The organism is Mycobacterium sp. ELW1 (assembly GCF_008329905.1).
Lineage (GTDB): Bacteria > Actinomycetota > Actinomycetes > Mycobacteriales > Mycobacteriaceae > Mycobacterium.
In genome coordinates this window covers 956,775-974,395 of sequence record NZ_CP032155.1, presented here as the reverse complement: position 1 = coordinate 974,395, position 17,621 = coordinate 956,775, and the positions used below count along the sequence as shown (strand labels likewise).

The following is a 17,621-nucleotide window of genomic DNA, read 5'->3' as shown; positions in this document are numbered from 1 at the left end:
GGACTGCGGGTCTGCGGGGGCCGCATATCGCCCCACCAGCCGAGCGCAACTAAGTAAGTTTGTCTCTGCACACTGCGACGAGGGGGTACCGAACCGGTGAAGGACGGACGCTGGGTCCAGATCGCCGAGTCGCAATTCGCCCATGAACAGCAAGGCCTTGACGCCATCAAGGAGGCCCTGCCCGACGCTCCTCCGTTCCGCGCCTGGGCGAACTTCGAGTTCCGAGACAACCGCGGCCGCTGGCATGAGGTCGACTTGCTCGTCCTGGCCCGCGACACCCTCTACCTCATCGAACTCAAGCACTACCGCGGCATCTTGCGCGGCAACGACCACGTATGGATGCGCAACGGCAACCGTGCCGAGGACTCTCCACTGCTGCTGGCACGCCGCAAGGCCCAGTATTTCGCTTCGCTGCTGAAGGACGCGATCCGCCAACGAGGTGGCAACGACGCCAGAAGCAAGATCCCCTACGTGCAGGAGTTGGTGTTCCTCAGCCACCCCGAGTTCGTCTGCGATCTCTCGCCGAGCGCGGCGATCAACCTTTACGGACGCGATGGCGCCACCAAGAACACCGGACTACCCGGCATCTCCGAGCGCCTGCTCGCCCCCGCCCGACACGAGCCAATCACCGAACACAACAGCCTGCTCATCGCCGGGCTGATGAAGGCGATCGGCCTGGCACCACGGCGACAGCGCGAGGTCGGCTCGTGGATCATCGACGAGCAACCGCTCGCCGACGGCGACGGCTGGCAGGACTGGCCGGCGTTTCACCACGTCGACGCCGAGCGCCACGCCCGCATCCGCTTCTACCTGACCAGCCAGGGCGCCCCCACCGCTGAGCAGCACGCCCGCACCCGGGCCGTCACCTCTGAGTACCACCTGCTGTCCCGCCTGCGCTTCGACGGTTTGCAGGTACCTGAGGACATCGTCAACGAGCCTGAACTCGGTGTCGGTCTGGTGTTCCCGCAACCCAAGGGCGACGTCCCGCTCGATCTCTGGCTCGCGGATAACAAGGGCAAGGTCTCGCTGGAGCGGCAACTGGACCTCATCGGCCGCATCGCCGACATCATCCACTACGCGCATCGCAATCGTGTCGTGCACCGCAGCCTCAACCCTCGCGCCATTGCCATCCGAGAGAAGGGCTCGCAGCTGCTGCCCCAGGTCACCGACTGGGACAGCGCCGGAGTACTGCCCGCCAACCCCGACACCGCCGTCAGCAGGCTCTCCTCGGGTTCACTGAGCCTGATGGCGGCCAGCCCCAGCGATGCCGCACAGCTGTATTCCGCGCCCGAAGGGCATCGACCTACCGATCCGGCGCGCGTCGACGTCTTCGGTCTCGGCGCGCTGGCGTTCTATATCCTCAGCGGTCAGCCGCCAGCTACCGAGCGCGGCGAACTGATTGATCGACTGCGCCGCGACCGTGGCCTCGACCTCGCCGCTGAGATGCCGCAAGTTCGGACGCCCCTTCGGCAGCTCGTCCTCGACGCCACCAACCCCAGCCCTGCCGACCGCATTGCCGACATAGCCTCGTTCCTCGAACAACTCACCGCCGTGCGCGAGGACTTGCTGGGCAAGGCCACCGGAACCGATCCGCTGGAAGCAGGTCCCGGCGCTGAACTCGACGGACGATTCGTCTACCGCCAACGACTGGGTGCTGGCTCGACCGCCGTCGGCATCCTCGTCACCGACAAGCAGGTGGGCGACGCCGAGCGGGTCCTTAAGGTTGCCAAGGACGCCGACGCCGCCGAGCGCCTGCTCGCCGAGGCGAAGGTGCTCGGCAAGCTCGAGAACGAAGAACGCATTGTCACTCTGCACGACTGCCTCGACGTCGGTGGGCGCACCGCACTGCTGCTCCGGTACGCGGGCCGGACCACGCTTGCCGAAGAACTCAACAACCGCGGCCGGCTGTCCATCGACGTCCTCGAACGTTGGGGAACCGACCTGCTGACGGCACTGCTTGCCCTGGAACGCGCTGGCGTCACCCAGCGGGACATCAAGCCGTCGAATCTTGGTGTCTATCAGTCAAGTCCGCGCGCCGACTCGCACCTGGTGATGTTCGACTTCTCGATGGCAGGTGTGGACGCCAAGAACGTCGACGCCGGCACCCCGCCGTACCTCGACCCCTTCCTCGGCATCGGAGAGCGCCGCCAGTACGACACCGCAGCCGAGCGCTACGGCGCTGCCGTGGTGCTTTACGAGATGGCCACCGGCAAGACACCGTGGTACGGATCCGACGAAAACGCCAACCCTGCCACCGTCGACGACGACGTCACGCTGCGACCCGACATGTTTGAGCCGACGATCGCGCCCGCGATGACCGAGTTCTTCGCCGCCGCACTGTCACGCCGCGCAGAGAACCGACAGGACACTGCCGAGGACATGCTGCGAGCCTGGCGCGCAATCTTCAGCACCCTCGCCAACGAGCCGGAGGACCAGGTAGACGACGAAGCCGCCAAGAATGCCGCCATCGCAACACCTCTGGCGAATTCTGGCCTGAGCGCCCGGGCGGTGTCGGCGTTGGCGACCGTGCAAGTGACCACGGTAGGCGAACTCATGGCACTGGATTCGACGCGGTTAAATCGGCTGGTAGCACGTGAGGCCAAGGACACCCGCAAGGAAATCACTACTCGCTTCCGTGCCTGGACAAAGCGGCTGGGTAAGGAACGCAAACAAGCATCCGGCGACGCCCTGATGGGGCTCGACGACGCCGTGGACCTGCTGCTGTCGGCAGTCTCTGGAGCACGAGCCTCGACACGAAAGGACGCCGCCGAGCTGCTGCTTGGCGCGAAGCCGGGACTCGATGCCTTCGCCAGTAGCACCGAACTTGCCGCCAACCTGGGTAAGGCGGCCCAACGCGGACCACAGCTGCTCAAGGAGTTACAGGACGACTGGGCTGAGCGCCAAGACACCCGGGAACTCTTGGACGCGGTCAGTGAGATCACCCTCCAGGTGCTTTCCGACTTCGGTGGCGTCGCGGCCATCGACACCCTGACCGCGGAGATTCGCGCCCGCCTGCCCGAGGCGCCGGTGACGTCGACCGATCTGTCACAGCGAGCGCGCGCCGATCGTGCCGCCGGTGGGCTGCTCCGGGTCGCGCTGGAACGGCTCAGCGAACACGAAACTGCCTCGGGCACCAAGGAATTCGTTCGGCGCAGGCATGGTCGCCGCCTCGCCCTGCTCGCGACCGACGAACTCCTGCTAGCTGCGGCGGAATCGACAGCCAAGCGCGCCGACGAGTTGGTGGCCGCCGATCGCAACATCGTCATCCCCGCACCAACAGCGGCGCGGGAGTTGGGCAAGGCCTTCCTGGACGGCTACCGCTCGGTCAGTGACCCGGGTGCGCAAACCGCGCTGCCCACCGACGGCCGGCTGATCCGCTTGGCTGCGGCCATTTCCAAGCATGCCGCTGTGTCCGGGCGCGCCGAGCTGCACAATAAGGACATTGCGCCATCAGCCGCGATTCAGACTGCACTCACCGGCCTGGCGCAGTCGGAGTCGTTGTCCCCGTCGCAGATCCGGAGCCGGGTGAGCGCCCGCTTCCCCGAACTCGACCGTGTTCCTGCACCGCCGCATCTGGATACATTCCTCAAGCAGACGACGCTCAACCTGGAGTGGGACGCCGCATCAAGCACCTACCGGTTTCGGGACGCTCAACCTCCCAGTGCGACAACAATGCACACCCGCAGCCCAACGACGATCCCACCGACGACAGAACCCCCGGCCACGGTGTGGCGAGATGACGCCGCCCAACGCGTGACGCTGCGCCGGTCACAGGACGAGCACGGGTTCGTCGCGATCGGAGTGCCGATCCCGCCGGATAGGCCCGGTGAGCACGAGAGGGTCGCGCGGGAACTCGCCGACGCCTACGACGGACTCGTCGTCGATGTCACGACTCGGCTGATCGAGTCAATGCGTAAGTTGGCCAGTCAACAAGGCATCTCATGGGACTTGGTGCGCAGCGCGGACGCGGCCGATGCCGGCAGCCTGGACGCTCGTGGCTTGCGCGCCGTGATCGATCGTGTGGTCCCGCAGTTGCGTGACGACCTGAGCGCAGAGGTGTTCGACGGTGAGCCGAGTGAGCAGCCGTTGATTCTGACTGAAGTGTCACCCCTTGCGCGCTACGGCCACCTCGACGTCCTTGCTGCACTCAGCGATCTCGCCGCCCCACGGCGCCGCCCAGTGTGGGTGGTCCTGCCGCAGTTGCGCGGCCAGCACGGCGCGTTGGTGGATCGCAAGCCGATTCAATTGGGCTCTCCCGGTGGGCAGTTCATTATGTGGCGCCCGACTGCCGATCTCGTGTCTGCGACTGATGACGAAGGAGTGGTGTGATGGCTGCGGCCACATCGGATCTGGTGGCGGCGCTGCGCCGGCAGGTGCTTGACCTCGAAGCGGATCTGCGCGCCCGAGTCGACGGTGCCGACGCTGAAAGTCGCCAGGTCGATGTGTATGACGCGTGGAAGCGTGACTACGACAAGGCTGCCTCGGCGAATCGCACTGCGGCATCGTGGCAGGAGTGGCGCAACGATCGAGTCACCCAGGCTGCGGTCGCGTGGGTGTTGCTGACCGTGTTCGCCCGCTATTGCGAGGACAACGCACTGGTGACGCCGCGGTGGATCTCCGGGGCGGACGCTGATGAGCGCACGCACGCCTTAGATTCACGGCGGGCGTACTTCCAGCAGAATCCCGAACACACCGACCGGGAGTGGATCGGTCAGGTCATCGCGCACTTCGCGAAGTTCCCGGCGACTGCCGCGCTCGTCGATTCGTACTCGCCGATCCATTTGGTCGCGCCGTCTGGTGATGCGGCTCGCGCACTGTTGGAGTTCTGGTGGCAGCAGAACGTTGACGGTGAACCGGCATTTGCGTTCCACGACATGGACACTCGCTTCCTCGGCGATGTCTATCAGGATCTCTCCGAGCACGCCAAGAAGACCTACGCACTACTCCAAACACCAGAATTCGTCGAGGAGTTCATCCTCGACCAGACAATGGAGCCCGCCCTTGCCGATCGCCCGCTGGAGGGCTTCACGATCATCGACCCCACGTGCGGGTCGGGGCACTTCCTGCTCGGCGCATTCCACCGTCTGCATGAGAGGTGGCAGCGCCACGCCCCAGCGCTCGGCCCACGCGAACTAGTCGAGAAGGCCCTCGACGGCATCTACGGCGTCGACATCAACCCGTTCGCCGTCGCGATCGCACGCTTCCGACTCCTGGTCGCAGCACTGCGGGCGGCCGGTGACTCCAGTATCGAACAGCGTATCGCCTACGAACCGCACCTCGCCGCCGGCGACAGCCTGCTGTGGGGCGCGAATCAGCAGCTGTTGCCCGAAGACCTTCTTGCCAACGGACCCTCAGTGCGCGCCGACACCACCGAGAACGCGGACGCGCTAACTGAGATCCTGCAGCGCGAACACGATGTCGTTGTAGGAAACCCGCCGTACATCACAGTCAAAGACGCGGCGCTGAATGCGACCTACCGTCAGTTGTACAAGAGTACATATCGTCAGTATGCGCTGACGGTTCCGTTCATGGAGTTACTATTCCGACTCGCGTACGGACCTAGACGCGCGCGACCTGCCGGGTGGGTCGGGCAGATCACGTCGAACTCGTTCATGAAACGCGAATTTGGTTCCAAGCTGATCGAGGCCTTCCTGCCGACCGTGGATCTTCAACTTGTGATTGATTCTGAAGGCGCGTGGATTCCCGGGCATAACATGGATGGAACTCCAACTGCAATTCTATTCGGGCGCAATCGCACCCCAGCTGCGGCGACCGTACGCGCCGTCCTCAGCAAGGGAGTAAGGGAGAGTCCCGCTGATGCCCTCGAGTGCGGATATGGCCCGTACTGGTCATCAATCGTCGATCATGCTGCTGAAGCTGGCTACGAAGATGTCTATATCAGTGTTGCCGACCTACCGAGACAAACCCTCAAAACTCATCCGTGGAGCCTGACGGGCGGCGGAGCTGTCGGCCTGATGGAACTCGTTGACCGTCAGCGAAAACTTGCACTCGCCGACCGAACAGCCGAGATTGGATTCGGCGCGGTAACCCGTGAAGATTCCGCATACATGCTGGGTGAGCAATCGCTCCGCCGCGCAGGAGTACCGCCGCGCTTTCGACGACAGCTAGTGGAGGGTGATGCAGTCCGAGACTGGGACATTTCACAACCTACGTGGTCTTTGTGGCCGTATTCCGAGAAGTCGTATGCGGCAGAGGCAGATCGATCAACAGTCGGTATATTGTGGCCCTACAAGACTCTTCTAAGGTCCCGGATCGCCTATGGCAACACGCAGATCGAACGAGGTCTCGAATGGTTTGAGTACTCGATGTTCTTTGCCAAGCGCTACCAGGTTCCCCTCTCAATCACCTTCGCCTTCATCGCCACCCATAACCACTTCGTGTTGGACCGCGGCGGCAAAGTGTTCAAGCAATCTGCACCTGTGATCAAGCTGCCCGAAGGTGCGTCGGTCGAGGACCATCTGCGGCTACTGGGCGTGCTGAATTCGTCGGTGGCGTGCTTCTGGCTCAAGCAGAACAGTCAACCCAAAGGCGGTGCAGCGGAACATTCTTGGTCTCGGACGTATGAGTTCACTGGGACCACCCTCCAAAATTTCCCACTACCCGCGAGTACGCCCGTCGAACGGGCCGCGGTGCTCGACGAGATCGCCCAGGGGTGTCAAGCAAAATCTCCTGCTTCACTTATCAAATGTGAAACCCCCACTGCCACATCACTCGAAGATGCCCGCGCCGAATCAGATCGACTACGCGCCCTGATGATTACTTATCAAGAGGAATTGGACTGGGAGTATTACCGCATCTACGGCCTCATCGAGGACGACCTCACGTACGACGCAGAACTTCCCGAAATAACCCTCGGGCAGCGCGCCTTCGAGATCGCCCTGGCACGACGGATGAAGGACGGCGAAGAAACCGCCTGGTTCGACCGCCACTCGTCAACGCCCATCACTGAGATTCCCGGCCACCTGCCCGCCGACTACCAGGAACTCCTGCAGCGTCGACTTGATGCAATCGAATCCAACCCGCATATCCGATTGTTGGAGCGACCGGAGTACAAGCGGCGCTGGGCCGTTGAGCCATGGGACAAGCAGGTACAGTCCGCTCTGCGCGATTGGCTGCTCGACCGAGTGGAGAACCGGTCGTTGTGGTTTGACCGCGAAGGGCGCCCGACCACCATGTCGACTGCACAGTTGGCCGACATTCTCGATCGCGACGACGACTTCCGAAAAGTGCTGCGGCTCTGGGCCGGCGACCCCAACGTCTCTACAGGCACTGCATTGGTAAAACTCCTCGCAGACGAAGGTGTCCCGTACCTCTCGGCGTACCGCTACAAGCAATCAGGACTGGAGAAGCGCACGGTCTGGGAAGAGACGTGGAACCTGCAGCGCCGCGAAGACAACGGCGAGAAGCTCGATACTCCGATTGCGGTACCGCCGAAGTACAAGCCAACCGACTTCGCCAAGGCCTCCTACTGGTCGCACCGGGGCAAGCTCGACGTGCCGAAAGAAAGGTTCATCTCCTATCCAGGCGCCGGGCGTGACTCCGATTCCACCGAGCTGCTGGGCTGGGCCGGCTGGGATCACGCCGACCAAGCACTGGCTCTCGCCGGGCTGATCAGCCAGCGCATCGAAGAAGGCTGGGAGACCAGCAAACTCATTCCGTTGCTCGCCGGGCTCAACGAGCTGCTCCCCTGGGTTCGCCAATGGCACAACGAAATAGATCCCGAGTTCGGCGAATCCGTCGCTGACACCATCGCCGACGAGTTGACCACTCGTCTGGCCGAACACCACCTCACCGTCACCGAGCTGGCCACGTGGCGGCCCGAACCTACCGGCCGAGGGCGGAAGGCCAAGACATCGTGACCACACTGCTGCGCGACGTCATCGACATACCCGAACGCGTCGGCGCCGACGACTACGTGCTGCGCCTCACCGACAGCACCAACGATGACACCCACATCGAGGCCGCCCTCGACCAGTACGTGCTCACCGCGTCCCTGCGCGACAACTTCAACGCCGCCATCGACATCGTCGCCGACGCACTGACCAAGGACACCTCACGAGCGGCTTACCTTACTGGATCCTTCGGCTCCGGTAAGAGCCACTTCATGGCAGTGCTCTACGCCCTTCTCGGCAACCACAAGGCGTTACGCACCGAGAAGTTTCGCGACCTCACCGGGCGCTATGACGGAGAACTCAACGGCAAGAAGATCCTGCGGCTCACCTACCACCTGCTGGGCGCCAAGAGCCTGGAGCAGGCCGTACTCAAGGGGTACGTCGAACAGATCAAAGCCCTGCACCCCGATGCGCCGCTTCCGGCCGTGCACGTATCCGACTCACTGCTCGACGACGCCGACAATCTCCGCACACGCATGGGCGACGACGAGTTTCTCGCCGGACTGGGAGGGGGTAAGGCACAGGGCACCGGTTGGGGCGGCCTTCTGGGTGCAGCGTGGGACTTGCCGCGCTACCAAGCGGCCCGCGCCGCCACCGCTGAGGACGCTGAACGCCGTGAACTGGTGTCCGCACTCGTCAACAGCTATTTCACCTCGTTCTCCGAGACCGCTGACTATATCGACCTTGACCGCGGCCTCGTCGTAATCTCCGAACACGCCAAGAACCTGGGCTACGACGGCGTCGTGCTATTCCTCGACGAACTGGTGCTCTGGCTCGCGTTCTCCGTGCGTGACGCCGAGTTCTTCGCCCGCGAATCCCAAAAGATCACCAAGCTCGTCGAGTCATCGGGACGTCAACGCGCAATCCCGTTAATTTCATTCATCTCTCGACAGATGGACCTCAGGAAGTGGTTCGCCGACGCCGGAGCCTCCGGCGCTGAGCAAGAAGCGCTGGACAGCGCCTTCCAATTCCAGCAGGGCCGGTTCCGTGAAATCCAGCTTGGCGACGACAACCTCGCCGAAGTCGCCCACGCGCGGCTTCTGAAGCCCAAGGACGATGCCGCCCGAAAGATTCTCGACGACGCCTTCGCCAACCTCACCCGCACCGCTGCGGTATGGGATGTGTTGCAGGACAGCCTCAATACCGACGATCGGCATCGAGGTGCTTCCGAACAGGAATTTCGGCTCACCTATCCGTTCTCCCCGGCGCTCGTGTCCACCCTGCGCAATCTCTCCTCGGTGATGCAGCGCGAGCGCACCGCATTGAAGGTGATGCAACGCATGCTGGTGTCCCTGCGCGACACACTGACCGTCGATGACCTCATTCCTGTCGGCGACTCCTATGACTTCATCGTCGACGGCAGCGACCCCATCGACGGGCACGCAGGGGCCATGTTCAAGGCGGCGTCAGACCTCTATAAGAACCGTCTGCTGCCCAGCCTGCTTGACAAGCATTCCGTCAGCCTCGAACAACTCGAGAAGGATCCCGCCTCGGTTCCATCGGGTTTTCGTGGGCAGGAACGCATCGCGAAGACCTTGTTGCTCTCCGCGATTGCACCGAAAGTCCCTGCTCTGCGTGATATCACCGCCGCACGGCTTGCCGCGCTCAACCATGGTTCTATCAAGGCACGCATGGCAGGCGGCGAAGCCCGCGTCGTACTCGGTGTCGTCCGCGAGTGGGCGCAGAAGGACGTCCCCGAGATCACCGTGTCCGAAGGCGCCAACCCCGTTATCCGGGTGCAGCTCGCCGACGTCGACTACCAGTCGATCATCGAACGCGTTCGCGGCGAAGACAATGCGGGCCGACGCCGCGTCCTCATCCGTCGCCTCGTTCACAAGGCCCTCGGGGTTCCGAGCGGACAGGACGATCTCAGCGGTGCCGCGACCCGGACGGTGATCTGGCGCGGATCACGCCGCGAAGTCGACATCGTCTTCGGCAACGTCCGCGACGCCGGGTCCACACCCGAACAGGCCTTCGACCCCCGACCCGGCACCTGGCGGGTGGTGGTCGACTACCCGTTCGACGAGGCCGGCTACACCAGCGCCGACGACGTCAACCGCATCGACCGGCTGTTAACGAACGGCGATCGAAACACCCTCGTGTGGCTGCCCCGATTCTTCTCTGAGGCCGCAATGGACGATTTGGCGTTGCTGGTCAAACTCGATTGGCTCTTCACCGGCAGTGGTGACCGATGGACGGAGAACTCCGATCACCTCTCAGCGACCGATCGAGCCCAGGCCCGAGGCATCCTGGAGAACCTCCTCAGCGGCACTTTGACCAGCCTCGAGAGCCTGCTCAAGCAGGCCTACGGCATCGAACCGGCCGATCTGAAGCGAATCTCCGAAGAGTCAACGCAGTTCGACGTGCTCACGTCGCTGTCGCGAGACTTCAGCCCCGCCCTGCCCCCGGCCGCGAGCCTGGACGACGCGCTGGTGAAGATCGTCGACCAAGCGTTCTCAGCGATCTACCCGCAACACCCTGCCTTCGATCCCCCGTCCGACGAAGTCACCGCCCGCAACTTCGAGACAGTGCGCGATTACGTCGAGAAAGCCGCCACCAACCGGGACGGCCGGGTGCCCACCGATCCGGGCACCGACCGCAAGATCGTCCGCCGCGTCGCGGGACCACTTCGCGTCGGCAAGGCCACCGAAGACCACTACCTATTCGGCGAGGACTCCTTCGCGTACTGGGCGGGTGAACTCGATCGCGCCGCACTCGCGGCTGACCCGCTGACGGTGGGCGCGATGCAACAGCACATTGAGGCCATCACACCGGCATGGGGCCTACGACCGGAGGCGCGGGATCTCGTGATCAGCGCATGGGCACTGCTACGGAAACGTGCCTGGTTCAACGCTGGCGCAGCCTGCCCAGCGCCTGCTTTGGGGCGGATGTCGCCGAACATCGAGCTGCGGGCCGAAGAACTCCCAGAGCAGCAAGCGTGGGATACCGCCCGCTCGAATGCGTCGAAGCTGTTCGGGTACACCATCGCTCGTACCTACCTCACCGGTGCGAACGTCGCCGACTTCGCCACCCAGGTTCGCGCGAAGGCGGCCGAGAGCACGAACCAACTGGGCTACCTCGTCGAGGAAGTCGAACGCGCCTACCAACGACTCGGGCTAACCCAAGGCTCCGGCGACCGACTCGCCTCAGCCATCGCGTTGCGCAGTCTCACGGACCGCTTGCAGGGCTTGTCGGGGAACGTCGCCGTGATCAACACCATGGCGAGCGCCGAGCTTCCGGTCGCGGCCGAGACCGCCGGCCAGATCCGCAACGATGCAGGCCGGGACACTCAGGCGCTGCGAAGCTTCAAATGGAAGCTCGTCGAACGACTCCTGCAAGGCGTACAACGCGGTGACGCAAGTGGCGACAGTGCGCGCGCCATCGAAAAGGCCCTCCATCAAGCAATTTCGGTCCCCGGACGTTCGCTCAGCGACGAACTCGCCTCCGTCGAGAACAAACTCGTTGCATGGGTCGTCGACGAAGACGGTGGTGGCACGCCTCCACCACCGCCTCCGCCGCCGCGAACGGTCAAGGGCGATGTCACGTTGAGTACTGCCGAGGACATCTCGACTCTCGTCGCCGACCTCCAAAAGGCAATCGACGCGCACGGCAAGGAAGTTCACGTTCACTGGTGGGTCGATTGAGCACCCTGACCGCCACCGAACCGATCATTCGGGCTCGCCTGAAGAAGGCTCGCGACAAACACTACAAGAGCGGTGTTCTCGGGTTGCGCGCCAAACCGTCATGGGATGGCGACGCCTTTAGCTATGAAGGCACACCCGTCATGGTCGTGGCATGTCCATCGGTGTTGGCACTCTGGGAAGCCATCGACCAGCGCCACCCCGATCAGTGGACGGTTGTCCTCACCGACGTCGAGGACGACGATCTCGGTGACACCGTCCTCGCGCATCTGCTTGATGGCCGGCTCATCACGCCCGACCCGTGGGATGCATTGAAAAGCAACTTCTCTGCCACCACTATTGAGCCGGCGTTGTATCGAACCCACAACGACCGGGCGATCGCCAACGGACTTCTCACCGCGTTGTCGCCCGACGCCTACATCCCCGCACCCGGCGGCGTCCTCACCCGCGACCACGCCATGGCGACAGTCGCGCGCGACGTCCTCAACATCGTCAAAGACGTCGATGTGGAGATCGACGCGTTGGCCGTGCTCGAATGGAGCCGGTCCCAAGATGTTACGAATGGACTTGTCACGCTGTCTGCTTCGGGTGGGCCCGAACTCACGTCCGCGTTCCAGTCGTGGTTGTCCGAGCGTTCGGGTCGGCTCCGCAAACCGGTCGATGCTCTGTTGTCTGCGCAGCGAATCACCGACCTGGTTCCGCTCGGTGTCGTCGCGGGGCTCTTCGACGAATCCGACGGCAAGGCCCTCGGTGTCTTCCTCGGCAGCTATGCACTCGGTGACCTCGACGGTGAGGACTTGAACTCCTGGTACCAGCACACCCGCGGGCTCGTCACCAACTCTCTGAACGCCCAACAACAACAAGCCGTCCTGACCACTGCAGCGTCGATCGTGAACGAACTCGGAATCAACGCCACCGCAGCAGCCTCCGAACTGTTGCCTCAGGGACTCGATGCGCGGCTCGTCACATTGTCCGACGCGATCACCGAAGCATTGCCGCACCCACTACCAGCCGACCTCGATGCCCGGCTGCTACCCGAAGAAGCGCTTCGCGACATCGAAACGCACTGGACGCAGGTGCAACAGCACTTCCTCGCAGACCGCGACCACACCTGTCGCGCGTTCGGCGGTGCCGTCCGCCTAGCCCGCTGGCTGGCTGCCCCCGTCGCCCCCGCACAGGGGCTCGCGCCGTCGACCGAGCGGTACGTCCGCATCGACTCCTGGGTGGACACCGCACTGGTGACGGCGCGGCGAGGGGCCGACCAACCCATCCCCGCAGCGGCCCTACGCGCCATCATCGACGTCGTCCTCGCCCGCCGAGCACAGCACGACCGCTCCTTCGCCGCCGCGCTGGCCGACGCGCCGACACCGCCCGTGCAGACCATCGAGAACGTCATGCACGACCTCGTCGTACCGATCGCCAAGAAGTCGCCCACCTTGCTTGTCGTCGTCGACGGGCTATCAATGGCAGCGACAAATGATCTCGTCAGGTCCACCCAATTGGAAGGCTGGACAGAGCTTTCCGCGAATCATGATGCACGCCGCGCATCGGCACTCGCGGTGCTCCCTACCCTCACGCAACGCAGCCGGTGCTCGCTACTCTGCGGGGAACTGCGCGAAGGCGGCGACGGGCCGGAGCGCTCCGGGTTCCTATCGCTCCTCCACAACGCACAGCTGGAGGCGACGGGCGGTGTTCCCGACCCCATCTTCCACAAGAAGGCCCTCGATGCGGTGCCTAGCGGGGCGAAACTCGCCAGCGACGTGCGCAACGCCATCGCCGACGTCACACACCAGCCGTTGGTCGCCGTAGTCCTCAACTACGTCGACGACACTCTGCATCACGTCGACCCCGGCGGTACCGACTGGAATTTGGAAACCATCACCTACCTCGGCCCGCTGCTGAATGCCTCCAAGAACGCCGGGCGAACCGTCGTCATCACCTCTGACCACGGGCACATCATCGAGTACGGCTCCAGCGCGAAGGTGACCCGCGCCAATACCTACGGCCAGCGGGCGCATGGCGATCTCGCGAACGTCGATCCGGACCGCGAAGTCGCCGTCACCGGCCCCCGAGTGATGACCGAGACCAACACAGTCGTCCTCGCAGTCGACGAGACGATTCGTTACGGCGCCCGCAATGCCGGCTACCACGGTGGCGCGACCCCGGCCGAAGCCATCGTCCCGGTAGTGGTCCTCATTGCCGGCGAGCTTCCTGACGGCGCCTCGCGGGTCGTCGGTGCCGAACCGCCCTGGTGGTATGCCGAGCCCATCAAAGCTCAAGATGCACCAAAAAGCCCAACCACGAAACCGTCCCGCAAGCCTGCACAAGACGGCCCTAGCCTGTTTGATGACGGCTCCGATGCCGGTCTGATTATCGTGCAGCAGAGCCGGCTTGCGGCCGACGTGGTAGCGACCAAGGTTTTTGCCGAGCAGCTGAAGCTGGCCGGGCGAATCGTGTTACGGCAAGCCCAGATCCAGGGGCTGCTGCAAGTGCTGGTCGATACCTCGGCGCACGAGGTCACCGTCGCCCAGGCCGCTGCCGCGCTCGGCGTCGCGATCGCCAGCGTCAATGGCGCCCTCATGCAAGCCAAGCGCGTCCTCGATGTCGAGGGCTACGAAGTACTCCGGGTTGGCGGCGGTGTCGTTCGCCTCGATGCCGCTGTGCTGAAGGAACAATTCGGAGTATCCGAATGACATCGCCGGTCTCTGCCCGGCGGCGCCGAGAGATCCTCGACGCTCTACGTCGCGGCACCGTACCGTCCAACGGGCTCGATCAGTTGGCTGTCGGCCTCGGTCGCTTCGAGGCTGAACTCGACGCCGAACTAGACGTCGTCGCTGGCGGTGGTGCGGTGTTCAAGGCTGTGCGCGGCGAATATGGTTCCGGTAAAACCTTTTTCGCGCGTTGGCTCGCCGACCGCGCGATGAAGAAAGGCTTCGCGGTTGCGGAGGTGCAGATCAACGAGATCGACACCCCGCTCCATAAATTGGAGACCGTCTACCGACGCAGCATCGAGTCGCTGCGGACGGCGTCGATCCAGCCGAGCGCACTGCGACCGATCCTCGATGCGTGGCTGTTCACCATCGAAGATGATGCGCGCCAACAAGACATCGACGTCGATGCGCTCTTGGAGCGACGCCTTGCCGAGGTAGCCACCCGCGCGCCTGTGTTCCCGATCGCCATCCGCGCGTACCGACGTTTCGTTGCGGACGGCGACCACGACGGGGCCGACGGGCTCGTGGCGTGGCTAGGTGGGCAACCCCACGTCGCCGCCGCCGTGAAACGTCGGGCCGGCGTTAAAGGCGACCTCGACCATTTTTTGGCCCTTGGCTTTCTGCGCGGGCTGTTGGCGGTGCTTTCCGACGCGGGAAACCCGGGCTTGCTTCTGGTGCTCGACGAGGTCGAGACGCTGCAGCGTATTCGTAGTGACGCGCGCGCCAAGGCTTTGAATGCGCTACGGCAGCTGATCGATGAGGTCCACGATGGGCACTTCCCCGGCTTGTATCTGCTAATCACCGGGACACCGGCGTTTTTTGAGGGGCGCCAGGGCATCCCGCTGCTACCTCCGCTCGCTGATCGCCTGCACACGGAGTTCGCGAAAGATGCCCGCTTCGACAACCCGCGCGCACCGCAGCTGCGACTGACGGGGTTCGACCAGACTCGTCTCATCGAACTCGGTGCCCGGGTGCGCGATCTCTACCTCTCTGGAGTCCTCGACGCCGAACGGGTTAGCGCCATTGCCGACGACGAGTTCCTCGCACAGTTCGCGGCCGCCATCGCCGGCGAACTCGGCGGCAAGGTAGGGATCGCGCCACGACTGTTCCTGCGCAAGCTCGTGGACGTGCTTGACAAAATCGAACAGTTTCCCGACTTTGACCCGTCCCGCGACTACGAAATCCGAATTGCCCCCGCCGAACTCTCCGACGCCGAACGCGCGGCACTCACGGCTGACGACGTGACGCTTGATCTCTGATGGATGCCTTCGACCGGTTACACCCTGGCCTGCAGTATCACCTCGCGAACACGTTGCGCTGGAACGGCCTTCGACCTACCCAGGCCGACGCGGTCGGACCCATTCTCGCCGGCCGCGACGCTCTCGTCTTGGCGCCGACGGCTGGTGGTAAGACCGAGGCAGCAGTGTTTCCGTTGCTGTCGAGGATGGCAGGCGAAGACTGGCAGGGCGTGTCAGTGTTGTACGTGGCGCCGCTGCGAGCGCTGCTCAACAACCTGCAACCGCGGATCGACGGGTACTGCAAGTGGCTGGGCCGATCAGCCGCGGTGTGGCATGGCGACGTGAGCCAGGCGCTGCGGCAGCGGATTCTGACGGATAGACCCGACGTCCTGCTGACCACTCCGGAATCGATCGAGTCGATGCTGGTCTCCACAAAGGTAAACCCGCGGGTGCTCTTCTCCGGACTGCGCGCGGTCGTCGTCGATGAGATCCACGCGTTCGCCGGGGATGACCGGGGCTGGCATCTGCTCGCGGTACTGGAACGGCTTTCGCGTGTCGCCGGCCGCGATCTGCAGCGCATTGGCTTGTCGGCGACCGTCGGTAACCCCGACGAACTTCTGACCTGGCTGCAAGGCAGCTTCCACGGGCGCGATAAGACTGTCATCACGCCCTCTGTGGAGGCTGCCTCCGCCAAGCCTGATATCACCGTCGACTTCGTTGGGTCAATAGCCAACGCCGCGAAGGTGATCGCCTCGTTGCATGCTGGCGAGAAGCGCCTCGTGTTCGTGGACAGTAGGCGTCAGGCCGAAGAACTTGGTGCCGGGCTGACCGCTCACGGAATCGAGACATACATCTCGCACTCCTCGCTGTCGGCGGCTGAGCGACGGCGCTCAGAGGCCGCATTCACCGACGCACGTGACACTGTGATCGTCGCGACCTCGACACTGGAGCTTGGCATTGACGTTGGCGATCTGGACCGCGTCATTCAGATTGGCTCTCCCCGGACCGTAGCGTCGTTCCTGCAGCGGCTCGGCCGGACTGGTCGAAGACCCGGAACCGAACGCAATTGTCTGTTCTTATGTCTCGACGATGAGTCAGTGCTGCTGACTGCCGGAATGCTGAACCAGTGGGCCCAGGCATGGGTCGAACCCATTGTGCCTCCTCCGCACCCAAGGCACATTGCCGCGCAGCAGCTAATGGCCTTGTGCCTGCAGGAGCACCGGATCAGTTCAGCTGACTGGAAGTCGTGGTGGGGCGAGTTAGCCGTCTTTGACTCGACCACGCCCGCGATCCTCGAACATCTCTTGTCAGAAGGCTATTTCGAGCAGGACGGTCCCTTCATGCAGATTGGGCCGGAGGCTGAGCGGCGTTTCGGACGACGATACTTCTCCGATCTCACCGCCGTATTCACCGCTCCACCGGAATTCGTGGTACTGGCCGGACGCGTCGAGGTGGGCACTATCGGGACAGACCTGCTGACGGAAGAAGTTGCTGGACCGAGACTTCTCTTGCTCGGCGGACGGTCATGGAAAGTCACTCATGTCGATTGGGAGCGCCGGCGGTGCTTTGTTGAAGCGGCCGACGGCGGTGGGAAAGCAAAGTGGTCGGGCACCAGTGGAGGGTTGTCGTTCGACATCGCTAGAGGGATGCGCTCTGTATTACTTGGCGCTGTATCAGAAGGGGTGTCATTCACGGCACGCGCGACGAAAGTGCTTGAGGCTCTGCAGCAGCAATATGCCGACGCCGTCGCACCTGATCGACTCATCGTCCGACTTCCCAACGACTCAGCAGGCCGGTGGTGGACATGGGCAGGCACAGCAGCCAACCGAACACTTCAAGCGTCACTGCCATCGACGATCGATCCGCGACAGCGGATCGGTGAGAAATCCGTTCGCCTCGTCCCGGGAATTTCAGTAGACGAGTTTTCCGAGGCACTCGCCTCGAACGAGTGGGCTAGCCCCGACGTGGACCCCAATGCGCTTCGCGGATTGAAGTTTTCAGCGGCACTGCCTCCGCGTTTGGCGAAAGCGACACTCAGCGAGCGACTCACCGACCTCGCGAACGCGAAGCTCGTGGCATCGCAAGACCGTGTGTTAGTCAGGTAAGTCGACGAAGTGG

At 63.6% G+C, this 17,621-nt stretch carries 6 protein-coding genes; all 6 read left to right on the top strand.

The genetic code is table 11. The features are described from left to right. Positions 1–96: 96 nt before the first annotated feature. Genes pglW through D3H54_RS04385 form a run of 6 tightly spaced genes read left to right on the top strand, consistent with a single transcriptional unit; the run spans position 97 to position 17,608 of the window. Positions 97–4,329 (top strand): BREX system serine/threonine kinase PglW, encoded by a 4,233-nt coding sequence (gene pglW, locus D3H54_RS04410; protein ID WP_149378032.1) that lies wholly within the window; start codon positions 97–99, stop codon positions 4,327–4,329. Further along, positions 4,329–7,880, top strand: a complete 3,552-nt coding sequence (gene pglX, locus D3H54_RS04405) for a BREX-2 system adenine-specific DNA-methyltransferase PglX (RefSeq protein WP_149378031.1) — start codon at positions 4,329–4,331, stop codon at positions 7,878–7,880. Before pglW ends, pglX begins: the two co-directional genes overlap by 1 nt. Next, entirely contained in the window at positions 7,877–11,557 is a 3,681-nt protein-coding gene (locus D3H54_RS04400) for a DUF6079 family protein (protein WP_149378030.1), read from the top strand. Before pglX ends, D3H54_RS04400 begins: the two co-directional genes overlap by 4 nt. Beyond that, on the top strand, positions 11,545–14,247 hold the full coding sequence (gene pglZ, locus D3H54_RS04395) for a BREX-2 system phosphatase PglZ (RefSeq protein WP_286199104.1): 2,703 nt from the start codon (positions 11,545–11,547) through the stop codon (positions 14,245–14,247). Before D3H54_RS04400 ends, pglZ begins: the two co-directional genes overlap by 13 nt. Continuing rightward, the gene (gene brxD / locus D3H54_RS04390) at positions 14,244–15,524 is read left to right on the top strand and encodes a BREX system ATP-binding protein BrxD (protein WP_149378028.1); all 1,281 of its coding nucleotides are present in this window, start codon (positions 14,244–14,246) and stop codon (positions 15,522–15,524) included. The genes pglZ and brxD overlap by 4 nt, the downstream gene beginning before the upstream one ends. Next, entirely contained in the window at positions 15,524–17,608 is a 2,085-nt protein-coding gene (locus D3H54_RS04385; RefSeq protein ID WP_149378027.1) for a DEAD/DEAH box helicase, read from the top strand. The genes brxD and D3H54_RS04385 overlap by 1 nt, the downstream gene beginning before the upstream one ends. Positions 17,609–17,621: the final 13 nt, after the last annotated feature.

Excerpts from the sequence above, each read along its gene's own strand:
- brxD (WP_149378028.1), top strand. The coding sequence starts at position 14,244 with ATGACATCGCCGGTCTCTGCCCGGCGGCGCCGAGAGATCCTCGACGCT.
- D3H54_RS04385 (WP_149378027.1), top strand. The coding sequence starts at position 15,524 with ATGGATGCCTTCGACCGGTTACACCCTGGCCTGCAGTATCACCTCGCG.
- pglX (WP_149378031.1), top strand. The coding sequence starts at position 4,329 with ATGGCTGCGGCCACATCGGATCTGGTGGCGGCGCTGCGCCGGCAGGTG.